This window comes from Kitasatospora aureofaciens (assembly GCF_019192735.1).
Taxonomy (GTDB): Bacteria; Actinomycetota; Actinomycetes; order Streptomycetales; family Streptomycetaceae; genus Kitasatospora; species Kitasatospora aureofaciens_A.
Window position 1 is genome coordinate 28,744 of the sequence record NZ_JAHTKP010000028.1, and the last position, 17,669, is coordinate 46,412.

General features: G+C 71.9%; 5 protein-coding genes. 3 read left to right on the top strand and 2 right to left on the bottom strand.

Annotation, left to right across the window (positions count from 1 at the left end; translation table 11 throughout):
• Positions 1-660 precede the first annotated feature (660 nt).
• The 3 genes from KV557_RS24615 to KV557_RS24625 all read left to right on the top strand — a co-directional run bounded on the left by KV557_RS24615 (position 661) and on the right by KV557_RS24625 (position 16,974).
• Positions 661-13,674, top strand: a complete 13,014-nt coding sequence (locus tag KV557_RS24615; protein ID WP_218203646.1) for a hypothetical protein — start codon at positions 661-663, stop codon at positions 13,672-13,674.
• A 1,301-nt stretch (positions 13,675-14,975) separates the two neighbouring features.
• Complete coding sequence (locus KV557_RS24620) at positions 14,976-15,809, top strand: ParA family protein (RefSeq protein WP_218203647.1); 834 nt, start codon at positions 14,976-14,978, stop codon at positions 15,807-15,809.
• A 7-nt stretch (positions 15,810-15,816) separates the two neighbouring features.
• Positions 15,817-16,974 (top strand): hypothetical protein, encoded by a 1,158-nt coding sequence (locus KV557_RS24625; protein ID WP_218203648.1) that lies wholly within the window; start codon positions 15,817-15,819, stop codon positions 16,972-16,974.
• A 135-nt stretch (positions 16,975-17,109) separates the two neighbouring features.
• Here KV557_RS24625 and KV557_RS24630 read toward each other — a convergent pair whose 3' ends face one another.
• Both KV557_RS24630 and KV557_RS24635 read right to left on the bottom strand, forming a co-directional pair.
• Positions 17,110-17,376 carry a hypothetical protein gene (locus tag KV557_RS24630; protein WP_218203649.1) on the bottom strand — a complete coding sequence of 89 codons (267 nt, stop codon included), beginning with the start codon at positions 17,374-17,376 and terminating at the stop codon, positions 17,110-17,112.
• The gene (locus tag KV557_RS24635; RefSeq protein WP_218203650.1) at positions 17,373-17,663 is read right to left on the bottom strand and encodes a hypothetical protein; all 291 of its coding nucleotides are present in this window, start codon (positions 17,661-17,663) and stop codon (positions 17,373-17,375) included. Before KV557_RS24635 ends, KV557_RS24630 begins: the two co-directional genes overlap by 4 nt.
• Between the last annotated feature and the right edge of the window lie 6 nt (positions 17,664-17,669).

The window sequence follows — 17,669 nt, forward strand, 5'->3', positions numbered from 1 at the left end:
CCGTTCGGCATGAACGTGCAGGTGGCGACCCGGGGACCGCCCTACTTCTGTCCCCCGTCTCCTCGTCCACCCCCGCACGGCCGCGGCGCTGGACACCATACGGTCTGCGCCGTCTGCACGGGCCGGGCCCCGCGAGGTGTCGGCGGCAGGGCGGCAGGGCAGGCGCGCGCCCGACCGGGAAGGGAGGTGGGCACGGGCCGGGGCCGGGTGGGCTTCGCCAGTGCGCGGGCGAGGTTCGCAGCGCCCTTGGCCGGGAGCCGCCTTCTGCTGGTGGACAGGGAGTTGGCGAGGTCTTCCCATTCGCTGTAGCTCAACGCGCCTCCCGTGGTGGATCGCTGTGGTGTGCACGGTACTGGTGACCGCTGGCCGTTCTTGATCACGGCGCGCCCCGGATCCCGGAACACCCCCTGCGGGTCGGCCGGGCCCGCGCCTGCTTCCCCTGGTCCGCTGGCGTTTCCCGGTGTTATTGCCGTGATCTGTGTTCGCTCGCGTGGCACGATCACTGGATTGACGCACTCACGGGGGAAGGTGTGGCCTGTGCCGTTCGAGGACATCCGGTCGGACGATGGCCAGCTGTCTTTCTCACTGCCGGAGTTGCCTGAGCCGGGGCATCCGAACCGGGAGCGCGCGGAGTTCTTTCGGGCCGAGGTGCTGCGGCACGTGGCGAACAAGAACTCCGGCGCCATGACCGTCAAGGCCTCGCTGCGGCCGTACGTGAACGGGCGGATGAGGCTCCCCAAGGGCCAGGAAAACGCGTGGGCGCCGAAGCCGTTCGAGGTCGGCGACTGGATCGAGTGGACGCCGGACGAGGAGGGGGCCGAGCCGATCCGCGGCTGTGTCTGGTCGCCCGGCGCGCACGCGAACCGCTGGTTCGTGTGGACGGACCGGTCTGCCACCACGGGTGAGTACCACGTGCTCACCCGGAACCGGCGACGCGACGGGTCCTACTCGTACTCGGTATCGGGCGGAGGGGTCCCCCGGTCACTGGGGCAGGCCGTTCCGGATCCGGTGCCGACCCAGGAGGGGCAGGAGCTGCCGCGCGGCGCGACCGTCGCGCCGACGCCGATCCCCTACGCCCAGTGGCGCGATCCCGCGGGGCACATGCAGTTCCCGGTGCCGCCGGTCGAGCTGACGGTGCACCACCGCCAGGCGCCGATGGGCGGGCCGCTGCCGTTCCTGGACGTCACGGTCAACGGCAGCCCGTACGTGCTGCGGCTGGACCGCGCCGACAACGGCATCGAGCTGTTCCACGTCGAGACCGCGCCTGCCCAGGGCGAGAGCGAGGAACTCGCCTACGGCGTCGAGTCCCGGGCCAGCGCGGTGGGCATCTGCGTGCGGCACTACCGCCAGAACCACCCCGAGCACGAGGCGGCGGCGCCGGCCGGGGCCGAGCCGCAGATCTCCAGCGCGCGGGTGCGCACCGAGCAGGGCACGACCACGGACTTCTGGACGATCAGCGTCAACGGAGCCGAGTACTCGGCGCACTGGACCGGGCCGAGCTCTCGCACGTTCACGGTCAACGTCGGGGGCATTGCCGACACCAGCCTGCTTCTCGGCGAGGTGGAGGACCTGGACGACGCCAAAGCCATGGCCGCACGGCACGCGGCCGGCGACCGGGCTGGGCTGCTGGAGCGGATCCCCGGCCTGGCACGTGGCTGGCGCCTGGCGCTGGAGGACGGGCCGGTCTACCTGGTCACCCCGACCGACAACTTCTACCGGGCCATCCGGAGCGACTCGCTGGACAACTACCGCCTCACCTTCGGCGACGAGGAGCTCGGCAGCTTCAAGCGCCTGAAGGAGCTGACGGCCGCCGCCCGCGCCCACGCCGCCAGCACGCCCCGTGACACAGCACCTGGAGAGGTCCTACCCGTGGCCGAACCCACTGCCGACAATGTGCCCCTGTTCGACCTCGCCGAGCCGGCCGCAGAGCCGGACAAACCCCAGGTGCGGGTGCGCCGGGTGTTTACGGCCTCCGAGGTGAAGAGGCGTTGGACCGAGGGGAAGACCTCCCCACTGTGGCGCCGGCCGCCGCGCACCCTGTCCGGCGGCTGGCCGGACCCGGCGACACCGCGGCTGGAGCGCGCTCAGGCCCGCCTCGGTGCCGAGTCGGCCTCCCAGCACAACTCCGACAACGCCGAACTCAGCCCGCTCGCACGGTTCCTGATCGGCCGCAGCTCCACCAAGTGGTACGTCTACCACTGCGCGAGCGGCCTGCTGATGAACCAGGGCGCCGGCTACAGCTCGAAGCGCGAAGCCGTGGCGTGGGCGACCGAGCTGGAGCAGGTGAAAAACGGCGACGGCACCTGGTTCGAGTGGGACATCGATTACTTGGCCGACGAGCTGCGCCTGCACGAGAGCCGGGCCCGGCTGAACGAACTGCTCGCAGGCCCGGACGCAGCTCCGACCGAGGAGACTGACACGGCCGAGGAGGCCCAGGGTGGTGATGCAGGTGACGTACAGGCTGCCGAGAAGACGGCCGAGCCCGCACCCGCCGCCAACGAGCAGCTGAATGCCGCGGTAGCGCCGGCTGTGGTCCAGGCCGGGAGCGCGCAGGCGGACGGGCCTGCGCCGGAGCCGAAAGCCGGCGAGGCCGAGATGGCGGTGTTGCCCGAGGGCGCCGAGCCAACCGCCGACGAGTCGCCTTTCGTTGTCCTGCCCGATGGGGCCCTGCCGGTCGATGGCTTCCCCGGCTACCACTATCTCCAGTCCGCCCGGATGGAGACCACGGTCTACGGGCCGGACAACGAGCCGGTGGCGCGGGGGAGGTACGTCGGTGACGGGGTGACCGCGGGCCTGGTGGACGGCGTGCGCATCGCTGCCGGAGGGTACGGCAGCGCCAGGTTCCACGTGCTCGCCGCCGCCCAGCACCGAGCCGCCCAGCTCCCCCCGGAGCAGCAGGACCGGGTGTGGGTGGAGATCGTGCCGGACGCGACCTCGAAGACGAAGCGCGTCATCGTGGTGCGCGGCACCGTAAGGGATGACGCGCCTGACGAACGGGCGACCAAGGCAGGCAACCTCTACTGGTCAGGGGAGAAGAAAGCCAAGGTCAGCGGGCGGAACTGGACTGCGAAGACGGTGGACCAGAACGTGGCCGCGGTGCTGTCGGAGTTCGCCCGGCAGGGCCGCGCTGTGGTGGTCCGCCGCCCCGGATCCAGCCAGGACGCCTCAACGCCCATTCCTGCTGCTGCCGTCCCCGCACCCCGGCAGCCGGAGGCAGTGCCTGCGCAGGCTCCGGCCGCCGAGCCGGGCGTCGAGACGCTGAGCGACAAGGAGCTGGCCGAGGCGATCCGCGAGACAAGCGCCAGGGTCGGCTACGGCATCCAGCGCGACGAGCGGGCCGCGGAGCGGGCCGCCGTGCTGGAGACGGAGCGCCAGGAGCGGGTCCTGCGGCGGATCGCGGCTGCGCCGGAGGTAACCGGCATGACGGACGCCGAGCTCGCAGCCGAGCACCAGTGGCTGGTCCTACCGTTCGCCCACAACGCCTTCGCCTACAAGACCGAGGGCGACCTCGTGGTGAAGGCCCGCACTAGCGCGGTGTCCGGCGAGGAGCAGGCCCGCAAGGCGCGCACCCTGCTGGCCGGACCGGCAGCAGCCGAGCTGGACGACGAGAAGCTGGGCGAGGCGTACGCGGCGGTCGCCCAGCTGCACCTGCACATGCCGCGCAGCCACGAACTGCGCGGCTCAATGCAGGATCTGCAAGAGGGCTTGCGCGGCGAGATGGCGGCGCGCCGGGTGCGCCACTACGAGCAGCGTCCGGCGGTCGGCGAGATGCTGCTGAAGGACCTGGCCACGGAGAGCGCCGAGCTGACCAAGGGCAGCGAGGACCCTGCGATCTCGGGCCGCGAGGAGGTCGATGAGGCCCGCACCGCCCGCCTGGGCGCCGTCGAGGGAGAGATGGAGGGCCGCGAGGCGGCCAAGTACCCGGACGAGCTGGCCCGCGCGCAGGTGAGCACCTCCCGCAGGACGTCGTACCGGGAGGTGAAGGTCGATGGGATGCCGGACATGTACGGCAGCGTGGACACGGCCTACGGCGGGCAGTTCGAGGCCCGGGTCGGCTGGGAGCGCCAGAACATCGGCCGGTTCCCCTCGCGGCCAGCGGCGGTGGCCGCGCTGGTGCGGCACTACGACGAGAACCCCCGCACGCTGCCACAGCGCACCTGGGGCGTGCCGCGCGAGGTGGTGCTCCCGATCGGCGCCCGCGACGAGGTGCTGGCGTGGCTGCGCAGGCGCACCCGCGAGGGCGGCACGCCGGAGCGGCAGCGGCTGGTGGAGATCCTGGAGCGCACCCCGACTCAGCAGCCGCGCCGCAATCCGGTGACGGGCAAGACGATGCGGGCATACGAGTACCGCGTCGAGGAGGGGCTACTGGGAGAGCTATCCCGGGTGGCGGAGCAGGCGACGGCCGAGCTGCGCGAGCGGGGGGCCGACCCCGAGGTACCCCAGCGGGACCGGGAGGCAGCCAAGCGCCGCATCCCCGCGATGGGCGCGGCGCTGATGAACGTCAACGGGCAGCGGGACCGGCTGCGCGAGGCCGGCCGGGACACCGACCGGCGCGGGGTGGACGCCAGCCAGGTGGCCGCCCAGCTGGCCGCGCTGGCCGGTAGCGTGGAGGGCAGCAGCGAGGACGGAGACAGCGGTGACGGCGAGTCAGTACAGCTTGAAGGCCCGGCAGCACTGGGAGCAGTTCCGGCCCAGGGAGCTGGCCGCGATGCAGGACCCGGAGGCGTTCTTCGCGAAGAAGGGCCGGGAGCTGGAGAGCGCGGTGATCGAGGCCGAGGAGGCGCTGGAGGAGGCGACGGAGCCGGCGGCCAACTACCAGGAGCGGGTGGGCCAGCTGAACCAGATCCGGGCGCTAGCCGAGGAGCAGGTGATGGCGGAGCTGCTGCCGCCGCCGGAGGACGAGGAGGAGGACCCGGATCTGGAGCCGAGCGAGACCCGGGCCGAGCTGGACTCGATCTGGCGGGACCTGAACGCGCTGTAGGCCCGTTCCGGCCGGACCCGGCCGACATCCCCCGGGGTCCGCTGGCCCGGGCCGCGGCGAACCTGGAGGCGATCCGGGTCCTGCGCCGCCTGGAGGCGGAGCACACGGGCGCCAGCGCCGAGGACAAGCGCGTCCTGGCACGCTGGTCCGGCTGGGGCTCCGTCCCGGTGGTATTCCTGGAGCGGCCGGACGAGAAGAACCCGGCCTACGGGCCGGGCGGGGAGCGCGAGGGCCGGTACGAGAAGGACCTGACGCGGTGGGAGGAGTACTCCCCGGTCCGCGCCCCGCTGCGCGAGCTGCTCGACCCGTTCGAGTGGAACGCCGCCTCCCGGGCGACGCTGTCGGCCCACTACACCCCGCAGGCCCTGGCCCGGGCAATGTGGGAGGGGCTGCGCGCCTTCGGCTTCGACGGCGGCGAGGTGCTGGAGGCCGGATCCGGCTCGGGCGTGTTCTTCGGCGCCGCGCCCGAGGGAGTCCAGCTGCGGCTGACCGGCATCGAGCTGGACCCGACCACCGCCCGGATCTGCCAGTACATCTACCCGCACGCGAACGTGCTCGCCGAGAGCTTCGCCGACACCGACGCGCCGGCCGGGGCGTTCGACGCGGCGATCGGCAATGTGCCGTTCGCCCAGGTGCCGTTCACCGAGCGGCGCTACGGTGCGACCGGCCACAGCCTGCACAACGGGTTCCTCATCAAGGAGCTCGCGCTCACCCGGGAGGGCGGCTACGTCCTGGGCGTCACCTCCCGCTGGACGCTGGACGCCGAGGACGACTCGGCACGGCGCCAGATGGCCCGCTACGGCGACCTGGTGGCCGCCTACCGCCTGCCGGGTGGCGTGTTCGGCGAGACCGCGGGCACCGGCGTGGTAGTGGACGTGCTGGTGCTGCGCCGCCGCCCGGACGGCGAAGCGCCCGGCGATCAGGGCTGGCTGGACGCCCCCAAGCGCGAGGTCAACGACAGCACCCACACCATCAACCGGTACTTCGAGCAGCACCCCGAGCACGTCCTGGGCCAGCTGACCACCACCTCGGGCCCGTACGGCCCGGCGGTGACCGTGCTGGGCGACCCGGCCGGGGCGATCGAGCAGCTGCGCACCGAGCTGGCGGCCAGCGCCGCCCAGGCCCTCGCGCAGGGCCGGGGCTACCAGCCGCATCCGCAGGGCATCGACCGCAGGCCGCTGAACCTGATGCGGGCCCGCGACAAGCATGCGAACGACTACACCGGCCGCCTCTACCGCGACGGCGAAGGCCGGATCTGGCAGCACGTCAACGGCGGCGACCCCGTCGAGGCGATCCCCTCTGACGGCAACACCGGCCAGCTGGTCGCGCTGATGGAGATGCGTACGGTGGCCGCCGAGCTCAAGGAGCTGGACCGCACCGGCGACGAAGCGCCGCGCGCCGAGGAGCTGCGCGGGCGGCTGCGGCAGCTGCACAGCGCCTACACCCAGGCGCACGGGCCGCTGTCCCAGCCGCGCCAGACCCGCCTTGCGGCCACGCCCGAGGTGCGGGCCCGGGCCGCGGCCGAGGGCCGGGAGGTGCGCGACGACGAGCGCACCCCGACCGCCTGGGGCTGGTTCCGCGCGGATCCGGACGCAGCCACCGTGCTGGGTTTGGAGACCTGGGACCGCAAGGCCGGTGCCGCGGTGCTGTCCGAGGTCCTGACCCGCCGGCCTGGCTCGCTGCGCGGGGAGCTGGAGCGCACCGACGACCCCGCGGTGGCGCTGGCCGCCGTGATGAGCGCTACCGGCCAGGTGGACCTGGACCGGATCGCCGAGCTGCTCGGCACCGACCCGGCCGAAGCCCGGCTGCGGCTGGGCACCTCCGTGTTCGACAACCCGGCCACCGGGAAGCTGGAGCACGCCGGCATCTACCTGACCGGCGCGGTGCGCAAGAAGCTGGCCACCGCACGGGAAGCGGCGGTGAAGGACCCGGCATTCGCGGTCAACGTCACCGCGCTTCAGGCCGTCCAGCCGCGCGAGAAGCGCATCGGCGACTTCACCCCGCAGCTGGGCGCCCACTGGATCCCCGCCCCGCTCGTGCAGGGCTTCCTGCGCGAGTACCTGAGCGACCCGACGCTCCGGGTGGACCACAACGAGCGCTACGGCTGGTCCCTGTACCCCGGCAAGGTCCCCCCGGCGATCGACGCTCTGAAGGGCACCCCGCGCAGGCCTGCCGCCCACATCGCCCGCGCACTGCTGGGGCGCGGCTCACTGGTGGTCGAAGACACCTTCGAGAACGACCAGGGCAAGGTCGTCACCGAGGTCAACGACGACGCCACCCGGGCCGCACGGCAGAAGGCCGACCAGATGAGGTCCGCCTTCGAGGCGTACCTGACGGCGGACAGCGGGCGCGTGGCCCAGCTGACCGACGCCTACAACGAGGTCATGAACGGCCACGTCGTCCGCAATTACGACACCATGCGGCCGTCGCTGGCCGGGTTCACGCCCGAGCGCACTCCCTACTGGTACCAGCTCGGGGCCGCAGCCCGGATGCAGTTCGAGCGCGGCGTGATCCTCGACCACGAGGTCGGGCTCGGCAAGACGACCACGTTCGCAATGGGCACCCAGGCCCTCAAGGCGTCCGGGCAGATCAGCAAGCCGTTCTTGGTGATGCAGCGTCACCTCGCCCAGCAGCTGCTGGACGAGGCGTCGATGCTGTACCCGCACGCCGACATCCGCCTGATCACCTCCGACATGCTCAACGGCGACCAGCGCCGCGCCACCCTGGAGTGGCTGCGCTCGAACTCCCCGGACCTGACCCTGTTCACCGAGGGCGCCTTCTTGAAGGTCAAGATGAGCCCGGAGTACCAGGAGCAGTTCGAGTTCCGGGAGGTTCAAGCCGTCCGCGAGCAGGTGCTGCGCGAACGGGGAGTGCCGAACAACGCGCTGGCGGTCATCAAGCTGGAGCAGCGCCTGGCCACCCTGGAGGCCAGGCTGCGCCGCAACGCGGCCCCGATGCGCACCCCGGGCGAGCTGTACTGGGAGGACCTGGGCTTCGACTACGCGGTGATCGACGAGGCCCACCGGTTCCGCGGCCTCGGGTTCCGCTCGAAAGAGGGCGGGGGCGATCCGGCGAGGCTGCGCGGCATCGACCTGCACCAGAAGCTCAGTTGGATGCACCAGGTCGCCGGGGAGGAGGGCGGCCGTCCGACCGTAACCCTGGCCACCGGCACCCCGCTGAACAAGTCGATCAGCGAGCAGTACGGCATGCTGGCGCTGGCCGCGCCATGGGTGCTGGACGAGTTCGGCGTGGGCGCCCCGGACCTGTGGGCAGGGACGTACGGGGTCACGGTGCCGCGGATCGAGATGGCCCCGGACGGCTCCGGCCTCAAGGTGGTCGAGCGTTTCTCCCGGTTCGTCAACAAGAGCGCCATGAAGACGATGTGGGGGCTGGTCGCCGACTGCAAGACCGCCGATGAGGTGGGTCTGCCGCGCCCCTCGGTCGCCGGGGGTGGCCCGCGCCTGATCCTGATCGAGCCCACCGCCGACCAGCAGGCGCGGCTCAAGAAGCTGATGGCCCGGGGTGCGGCGATCCACAGCGGCGAGGTGACCCGCCAGCAGGACAACATGCTGAACGTCGGCAACGACGGACGAGCCATCGCACTGGACCCGCGATTGCTCGACGCCGACGCACCGGCCGGTGGCAAGCTCGCCGCCGCCGCCGACCTGTTCGCCGCGCGATACCACGCCAACAAGGACCGCGCCTACACAGTCTCCACCCGGGATTCGACCCCGCACCCGAGGCGGGGCGGGCTCCAGGTCGGTTTCCTCAACGCTGGTACGCCCGGCGGCAAGAACAAGGGCAACTTCAACGCCTACGCCGAGCTGCGCCGGCTGATGGTCGAGCGCGGCGTCCCGGAAGAGAAGATCGCCTTCGTCCAGGAGCACAACCACAGCCCTGAGTCGCTGGGTGAGCTGTTTCGCGGCTGCCGTGAAGGGGAGGTCTCGGTACTGCTCGGCAGCACCGAGACGTTGGGCACCGGCGCGAACGTGCAGAACCGGAACTTCGCGGTGACCCATATCGACCTGGACTGGAACGCCAGCGGGATGAGGCAGCGCAACGGGCGCGGCATCAGGCAGGGCAACCAGCATGACGTGGTCGAGATCGACATCCTCGCGACCCTGGGCAGCATGGACTCCTGGCAGGCCGCCCTGCTCGCCTCGAAGGCGGAGGGGCTGGACGACATGCGGCGGCCCGACAACGGCGACGACACCACCGACACGGTCCAGGAGATCGGCGAGGGCGAGTGGGACTACGCCACGATGCAGGCCGAGATCGGGGGCAACCCCTACTTGGGCCAGCTCATGGAGGCCCGCCAGCACCTGGCCGGCCTGGAAGCCGACCGGCGCAACTACGCTGCCGACCGGCTCTTGCAGGCCGAACTCCTCGCCACCACCCGGGCCGAGGCCGAGGCCACCCGCGAGGGCATCACCCGGCGCGAGGCGGCGCTGCCGCAGATCGACTTGTCACGGGTGCGCGGCGACGACTTCGCCATCCAGCTCGGCCAAAGCACCCACACCGAGCGCCGCACTGCCGGGCCCGCGCTGCGCCAGGCCACGGCCAGCGCCCTCATGGAGCACCGCACCCCCGGCACCGGCCCGTGGCGGGTGGTCGGCCGATTCGGCGGCCTGCCCGTCGGGGTCCAGGCCGAGATGACCGCCACCGGGCAGATGCAGATCCGGGTCGGCTTCCCCGACCTACGCAAGAGCGAAGCACTGTACAGCGTGCAGGACCTGACGGGGGAGCGGATCGGCACCACCATGCTGGGTCGGTTGGCGACCGCGCTGGAGAAGGCCCCGGATCAGCAGGTCCTGGACCGTGAGGCGCTGCCGGGCCTTGAATCGCAAATCGCTTTGCTGAGCGAGCAGCAGGCCGCGGTGGACTTCGGGGAGCGGATCGACCACGCCCGTCGGCGGACCGAGCTGCTGGACGACGTGGTGGCCGCGATCGCCGAGCGCGACAAGCTGCCCGAGCTGACGGTGGACGACCTCGATCCCGCGCGGTACGGGTCGGTGGAGACCCGCGAGCGGGAGGTCAACAAGCGGGCCGAGGAGCGCAAGCCCCTGCAAGCCAAGATCGACCAGGCCGTCGGCCTGCTGGAGGCGTTCGACCGCGACCACCCCGCACCGCTGCCCCCTGACGTGCCCAGCCTGCGGGTCTCCCCCGACGGGGACGAAGCGTCCAGCCGACCTAGCCGGCCGGACGCGGCCGAGAGCGCCAGCAGGCGGATGCCCGCTGCCGAGGCCGCCGACCGCGTGGCCGACGCTGCCCGCTCGGGCCCGCCCGCCCTCGGCCCGGGCGCTGCTGCCCCGGCGGCCGGTGAGCAGCCTGCCACCGCAGCGCAGCCGCCGGACAGCGAGCCGCGACAGGTCGAAGAAGAATCCTCCGTCGCCGACTCCACCGGGCAGTCTGGCGCCGATGCCGGGGAAGAGGCGCCCCGACCGGTACCGGTCGGCCCGGGCGAGCTGGACGGCCAGACGGCTCTCGATGTCGGAGCCGGCGCCCTGACCCCTGTGCAGCTCCCCGAGCCACCACCGGAGCCGGTCGAACCGGCTGCGCCGGAGCCGGAGCGCGCCGAGGTCCCCGGGCAAATGGTGTTCGAGACCGCCAGCGAGCCGATCGAGGCTACGCCGGCTGAGGCCGCAGCTGAACCTGCCGTCGATCCCGTGCAAGGAGAGCCGGAGGGAGAGGCCGAGACCTGGCAGGCCAACGGCCGGACGATGTACCGCGGCGCGGACGGCTTCTGGCACGCCGCCGCCCCGGCGCCGGTGCCCGGCGACGAGGACTACGCGCAGCTGGTGCTGCTCGAACTCGCCGACGCCTGGCTCGCGAACTCCTCGTTCGAGTTCCTCAACGACAGCGACCCGGCCGTGGCCGTGGCCTTCGCCGCAGCCTGGACCGCGGTGAAGGAGTTCCCCCACCCCGGCGGGTGGGCCTATCAGGGCACCCCCGAGCAGCTGGCCCTGTTCGGCACGGCTGCCGCCGCAACCGCCGAGGTCGTCCGCTGGTACGCGCCGCCAGCCGTCATGCCTGAGCAGCACCGGCAGGACCTGAACGAGCTCCAAGTCGGCATCGACGCGCACCATGCCGCGCTGCTCGCCCTCGCGGCCGGGCCGGAGTCGCAGCCGCCCGCTGCCGTGGACACCATGGCCATGGCCGCCCGGGTGGCCGGGCCGAACGACGCCAGCCCGGAAACGCTCGGGCCGGAGCAACTGCCCGAGCCTCCCGCCGGGGAGGCGAACGACGCCACGCCGCCGCGGGAGGAGGCATCCGTGGAATCAGCCTCACTGGATGAGGAGGAGCAGCCGGGCCTCTTCAGTCTCGGCGTCGCCGTGGTGCCCGTCCTGGACGTTGAGGCACCCGACCTGACGCCGCCGCAGCTGGGCCCTGCGGAGCCGCACGACAACGCCTCACTCAACGCCGCGATCCAGGCCCTGACCGAGGCGTACGGCCGGTGGGATCGGCTTCCGCTGGTCGGCCGCTACGTGGATCAGGACAACTTGGCTCGCCCCGGGGGCTTCGGCGATCCCATCAATCCGGTTGCCGCGCTGCGTCACGCCTATCTGCGTGTGATCAACATCCGCCCGCCGGTGCCCGGCGGTCCGAGCGAAGTGCTCGCCACGTTCTACGCTCCGGCCGCGTGGGCCCGGGTGCTGCGTCCTGCCGTTCCCGAGGAACTGCGGGAGGCCCTGGACGGGGTGGAGAGCGCGGCCCTGCGGTTGAGTGCCGGGTTCCAGGCCGCCCTTGCTGCCGCCCAGGCGCTCGCTGCGGAACCTGCGCCTCTTCAGGAAGAAGCGGCAGTCTCCGACCAGGCACCCGTCGAACAGGAGGCCACCAGCCAGTCCGAAGCCGGCGCGGTGATCGATCCGGCGCCCGCTGCGCCGGTCGAGACTCTGGTGCAGGAGCAGGCCGTGCCTAACGCCGTCTCCCCGGATACCGCCGAAGCGGAAGCCGGGCCGGTGGCCACTGCGGGACCCCTCAGCGCGGAGGCCGCCACCGACTCGCTACCGAAGAAGGAGAGCCCAGTGGAACCAGCAGTACCGGCCGAGATGGCGGAGGAGCAGCTAGGCCTCTTCGCCATCGGTGCCGCCGCTGTGCCTGCGCCCGGCTCCGCTGCCAACCCGGAAAGCGACGCCGGTGAGGTCGAACCGCCCTCGGCCGGTGACCAGCAGGTCACGGCGGACGAGGCGGCCCCGGAGCCCGAGGAAGCCGAAGAGCAGGCTGCCACGTCCCCCGAAGCCCCGACCGAACAGTCGAGCGAGCCCGCGATCGACGACTCGCAGGAAGCCGTCACAGCGGACGAGGACGCACGGGCAGGAGAGTTGGAGGCGTACGTCCGAACCGGCCGGGTGCCCGCCGGATACGCGTCGCTGGAGGAGTGGCTGGGCGAGGACGCCGAGTTGGCGCGCGCCATGCACGAGGAGTACATGGAGGACCTGATCGCGGAGCACAACGTCCTGCCGGAGCCGAGCGTGCAGCCATTGGCGGGCACCCAGCTCGTGAACACCGCGCCCACCGACCCGGCGGCCTCCGAAGCCGCGCCCAGCGCTGCCGACGACGAGGTGGCCGTCGAGACGACGATCACGCCCGTCGAGACGACCGAACCCGAGCCGACCTTGGAGTCAACACCCATGACCGACCAGATCCAGGAGACACCGGCCGTCCCGGCCGACGAGGCGACAGCGCCGGAGGTATCGTCGCAGGCCGTCGCCGACGACGCACCGACGACGGAGGCAGCCCTCCCCCGCACCGCCGACGCGCCGACGGCGCCGCGCTCCGCCGGCACCCCCCTCAACGGGTTCACAGCAGCACTCGAAGAGGCCTGGTCCGAGATCGTCCCGGCCGACCACGGCACCGTCCAGGACCTGCGCGAAGCCATGGAGGCACCTCTCCGAGCGCTTGAAGAGCGGTGGCAGCGGACCGCCCCACTGCCGCAGGTGTCGGTTCCCGTCACGGGGCCGGTCACCCCGGACGCGCCGCAGCGTTCCGCCGACCCGAAGGACCCCGCCGCCCCCTCGCAGCCGGCCGCCGAGGCGGTCAGCACCGCCCTGAGCCGCGCGGACGAGCACACCTCCACCTTGAAGGACGTCCCGGAGTGGCAGGAGCTCCAGACTGTCAGGGGCGCCGCGCGCAACCTGCTTCGCGCGGTACGGGAGCGGGCTGGCCAGTACGCCGACAAGCTCTTCGGCGACGGTCGGGTGCAGAACTTCTTCCGCGAGATCGGGATCCGTGCCTTCGACACGGTTGCGCACCTGGCCCAGAGGGCTGCGGACCGACTCCGTCGCAACCAGGGCGATCTGCCGAGCGCGGATGCACTGCTCGCCCTCGGGAACGCGGCCGGCGCCTACAGCCTGGCCCAGCGCCAGCGCGGTCAAGGCGGCCTCCCGAGCGCCGAGGCCCTGCTCGCCCTCGGGGACGGCGCGCTCAACACCGCCAACCGTCAGCGCCCCACCGCCGAGCCGACGGCGAACGAGGTGAACCTCCCCTCGTTGCAGAAGATGGGCAAAGCCCTGCAGCAGCCCCTCCCTGGGCAAAAGAGCAGGACCGCGGGTGTGTCCGCTGCTGCCGCCAAGTCCCGATCGAGCACGCGCAAGGGAGCGAAGAAGCCGACCCCCGCCGCAGGCGAGCAGGCAGCGCACCTGCGACGTGGTGCTGCGGAGACACAGCGGACGCGCAAACCCAACCAAAGGTAGGCGCCCGCAGGGCCGCCGCAGCGTCCGGACTTCCACACACGACGTACAGCGCCCGCCGGCGATGGCCCCGATGTGCGTCTCGGGTCCGACGGGCGCTTACCGCAGGCTACCCGGCCCTCACCGCCGGATCACGTTCCGCCGGGTCCGCCAGCACCCGGCGGCCACCACCAGGAGCCGGAGCAACCACCGGTGTGCCGGGCATCAGCGACGCCCACAGCACCTCCGCTGGCAGCGCCCGGCGCCCCCGCACCTCTGCTTCGGGCACCGGCTCCTCCCCGCCGGTGGGACGGACGTGGAGCGGACGGCGCGACGGCGGCTGAGGAGTCATCAGGCAACCGTACCGACCGGCGTCCAAGGGAGAACATTTTGGACAGCACCGACCAGGGGGCACTCGGCCCGTACACCCAGGCGGAAGGACCCCGGCCACCCTGGAGGCCTGGCAACTGGGCGCATGGCTCGCCCGCACGGCTGCCGACGTGCTCAGCCACCCACCGATGACGTGGGCGGGGGCCAGGCCGGGCCGGCCACGGCCCGGCCGGTGAGGCGACGGACCGACGGCGGGGCCGGCCACGGCCCCGGTGGCGGGCTGGCGGCTCAGGCCCTCGACCTGGGGATGGTCCAGCGCATCCGAGGCGCTGGCCAGGGTGCGGTAGCGGAGCGCACCGCGCTCAGCCACCCGCCGTCGCCACCGGCCAGCGGCGGCAGGTCGACGAGGGCGGGCACGCCCACCAGAGCCGCCGTCTCCGAGAAGAGCTGACCGCAGTCCGGGCAAGCACCCGGCACCGCCGACACTCCCGGGCCCGCGCCGGCCAGCAACTCGAACATTTGCAGGGTCAGCGCACAGCCCTCACACCCGAGCGGCCCAGACCCGAGCCCCTGGTGCACCTCGATGCGGCCGAACAGATCACCATCCACGCAGGCCCAACGAGCAGCCCGCATCGAGCGGCACTGTCAGCCAACCTTTTCGACCGAAAAGGTTGGCGCGCGCCTGCCGGCAGGGCCGAGACCGCACGGGGGGGCGGCAACTCCGAGAGGAGTCGCCGCCCTCTGGCCTGGCCGCGCCAGTGATTAGAACTGAGCCCGCCGCGATCGCTCTCGGGTGCGCGCGTCCGTGTAGGACCTGATCCGGTCGCCGTCGTAGTTCATCAGTGCGGCCAGGTTTTGCCCTGCCCACAGGGCGAACGTCAGGGCCATCTCGCGTGCGTCGAGAAGTTGGCGCTCCTCCCAGGTGACACCTTGTTCCGGCCGATGGCGGCAACCAGCACTCCCGATACTCTGCCCTCTGTGCAAAGGACAGCGGCATGGCGAGAGGCCCGGACATGACGGCAAAGAAGAAGAGAGTCATCGCGTCGTACAGCGAGAAGGGCGGCGTGGGCAAGAGCGCCCTCGCAGCGGGCCTGGCCGCTGTGGCGCGCCGGCACAAGAAGGTGCGGCGCGTGCTCGCCGGGGACCTCGATCCGCGCGGGACGTTCACCGCCGAGGTCGGCATCACCGAGCCCGCCTTCACGATGAACGACCTGCTGTTCAACGACACGCGCAATCCCGTCAGCCCGCGCGGTCTCGCGGCAGAGGCTCTGATCGCCGCACCCGAGGCCTGGTCGGGGCTCTACATGATCCCTGCCGACCGGTCGCTTGCGCACCGCGAGACGGACGCGACGACGGGTCTGGAGATGCGCCTTCGTCTGTCGTTTGAGGGCGTCATCGAGGAGGACGACCTCGGGGTGCTGGACCTGCCCCCGCGCGCTGGCGGCAAGCTCGTCTCGGCCGGTCTGGTGGCCGCAACCGACGTGGTCATCCCCGCGACTCTGGACGAGGACGGACGGATCGGTACTGATGAGGCCATGGCCACCATCAAGCTCGTGCAGGACACGTTCAACCCGGGTCTGCGGGTGGTAGCGATCGTCCCCTCGATCGTGCCGCCGTCGAAGTACCCGCGACGGCTGGCCGCCGAGATCGCCAAGTACCTGGCCGACACGTACCCGGACTACTACCGGGAAGACCTGACGATCCCCGAGTATCAAGAGCGTCGGGAGGCACGGTTCGCCTGCCTGCCCATCACTTCGAGCACCAGTGATCACGGCCTGGCGGTCGTGGCCGCCTACGACCGTATCCTCACCGCCTCCCTGAACTCCTAGGAGAAGCATGGGCAACAACTTCGTTCAAAAGGGCGCCAGCCGACTGCGCAAGGCGCCGGACGCCGCGGTCGATCCGGCCGTGCCGGCCGAGCTCCAGGGCGGAGCAGCGGCGAAGAAGGCCGCGGCCCCCGCTGGTGCCGCGAAGGCCGGAGTGCCGGCGAAAGCTACCGCAGCCCCGGCCCCGGCCGCCGAGCCCCAGGGCGGGACAGGCTTCTTCGTCAACCGGCGGGTCGTCACCCCGCAGGACTTCGAAGGCATCGCGAGCAAGAAGGACCAGCTGCGCCACATCGAGTCGCTGCTGGAGGAGATCGACGCCGGACACCGGCACGTCGAGAGCTACGTCAACCTCAACAAGGGCATCCTGCTGGAGTACGCGCAGGCGAACGAGCTCCACCTCGAAGCCGGGTACGCCAACTTCGCAACCTGGGCGGCCGACCGGCTGAGCATTGACGACACCTACGTCTTCGAGCTCATCAACGACTCGCGCAGGATCCGGCTGCTGGAGCCGCTGGGCGCCGCCATCACGGACCTGCTGATCCGCGCGTCCGCCCGCAAGACCGTGGTCGACGTCCTGGCGGCGAAGGGCCCCGAGGCCGCCAAGCAGCTGGTCACGACCGCCGCGGCCAAGAACAGCAAGCGCCCCCGGCCGACCCAGGCCGCGCTGCAACAGACCGCCCGGGAGCTCGGATTCCTGACCGACCGGAAGGAACTCGGAAATTCAGAGTCCGCTCTTCCGGTGCCCACGCACGCCGCCGCCAAGCGCATCCACGCGGTGAGCACCAGCCTCCTCGCCAAGAACGCCACCTTCACGGATGCGGACGCCCTTCGGCGGGCCATCACGGCCGCGCCGGAGGATGTGACGGCCCAGCTGGATGCCCTGGCCGACCTGCTCGCGCAGAGCGCCAAGGGCCTCGCCGCGGCCCGCAAGAAGGCCCAGGCGGCCATCGACAAGAAGGCCGCCGATGCGAAGGCCGCCGCCGAGCGGGCCGAGCAGCGACGGCTCTCCCGGGAGGCCGCCGAGAAGGAGCGCGCGGCGAAGGCTGCCGGCGAGGCGGCAGCGGAGGGTGCCGGCACTCCGGGCGGCAACGACGTCCAGGTGTCACTCCCCGGGCAGGCCGGGGAGGCGGAGGTACCCGCCGCCACGTTCAGCGACGCCAGCGCCTGACGCGACCCCACCCCGCGGATCGGGTGCACACGGCAGTGCACCCGACCGGGGCGGCAGCTGATCGAATATCCTGGCGAACGACGAAGGACCCCCGCCAATTTGCCTGGCGGGGGTCCTTCGTCGTGTCCGGCCGGATCAGGGTCCGGCCAGCAGCCAGATGATCAGGCAGGCATCGAGCTCGCGGGAGTACCTGTAGATCACCGAGATGCCGCGGCCCTGCGTGACCTCGGGCAGCAGCTCGACCGCGTACGTCTCCGAGCCGGGCCCCGCGTCCGGGAGCGGGCGGCCCTGGCGGGGGTCGAGCTCCAGCGAGGCCCGTACGTCCTCGACCGCGGCCCGCTCGGACCGGGTGAGCTCGACTCGCGCCTTCTCGGCACCGTCTCCGTACCAGGCGTGGGTCACCCGCCCACCTCTTCGAGCTTGCGGCGCAGCTGGGCCTCGAAGTCGTCGGTCGGCACGGTCAGGGCGGCCATGGCCTCGGGGGTCTGGCGCAGGATCACCCGGTGCCGGTAGGCCTGCGTGATCTCGCGGACCTTGGTGATGTCGTCCAGGTCCACGTCGTCCAGCTCGGCGTTGAACCGCTCCAGGTCGCCGGGCAGTCCCCAGATCGCCAGCGCCTCGCGCAGCTCGCCGAAGGTCTTCATCGGGGGGATGAACGGCTCGCTGCTGTGGATCGGCTGCGCGGTCATGTCGGT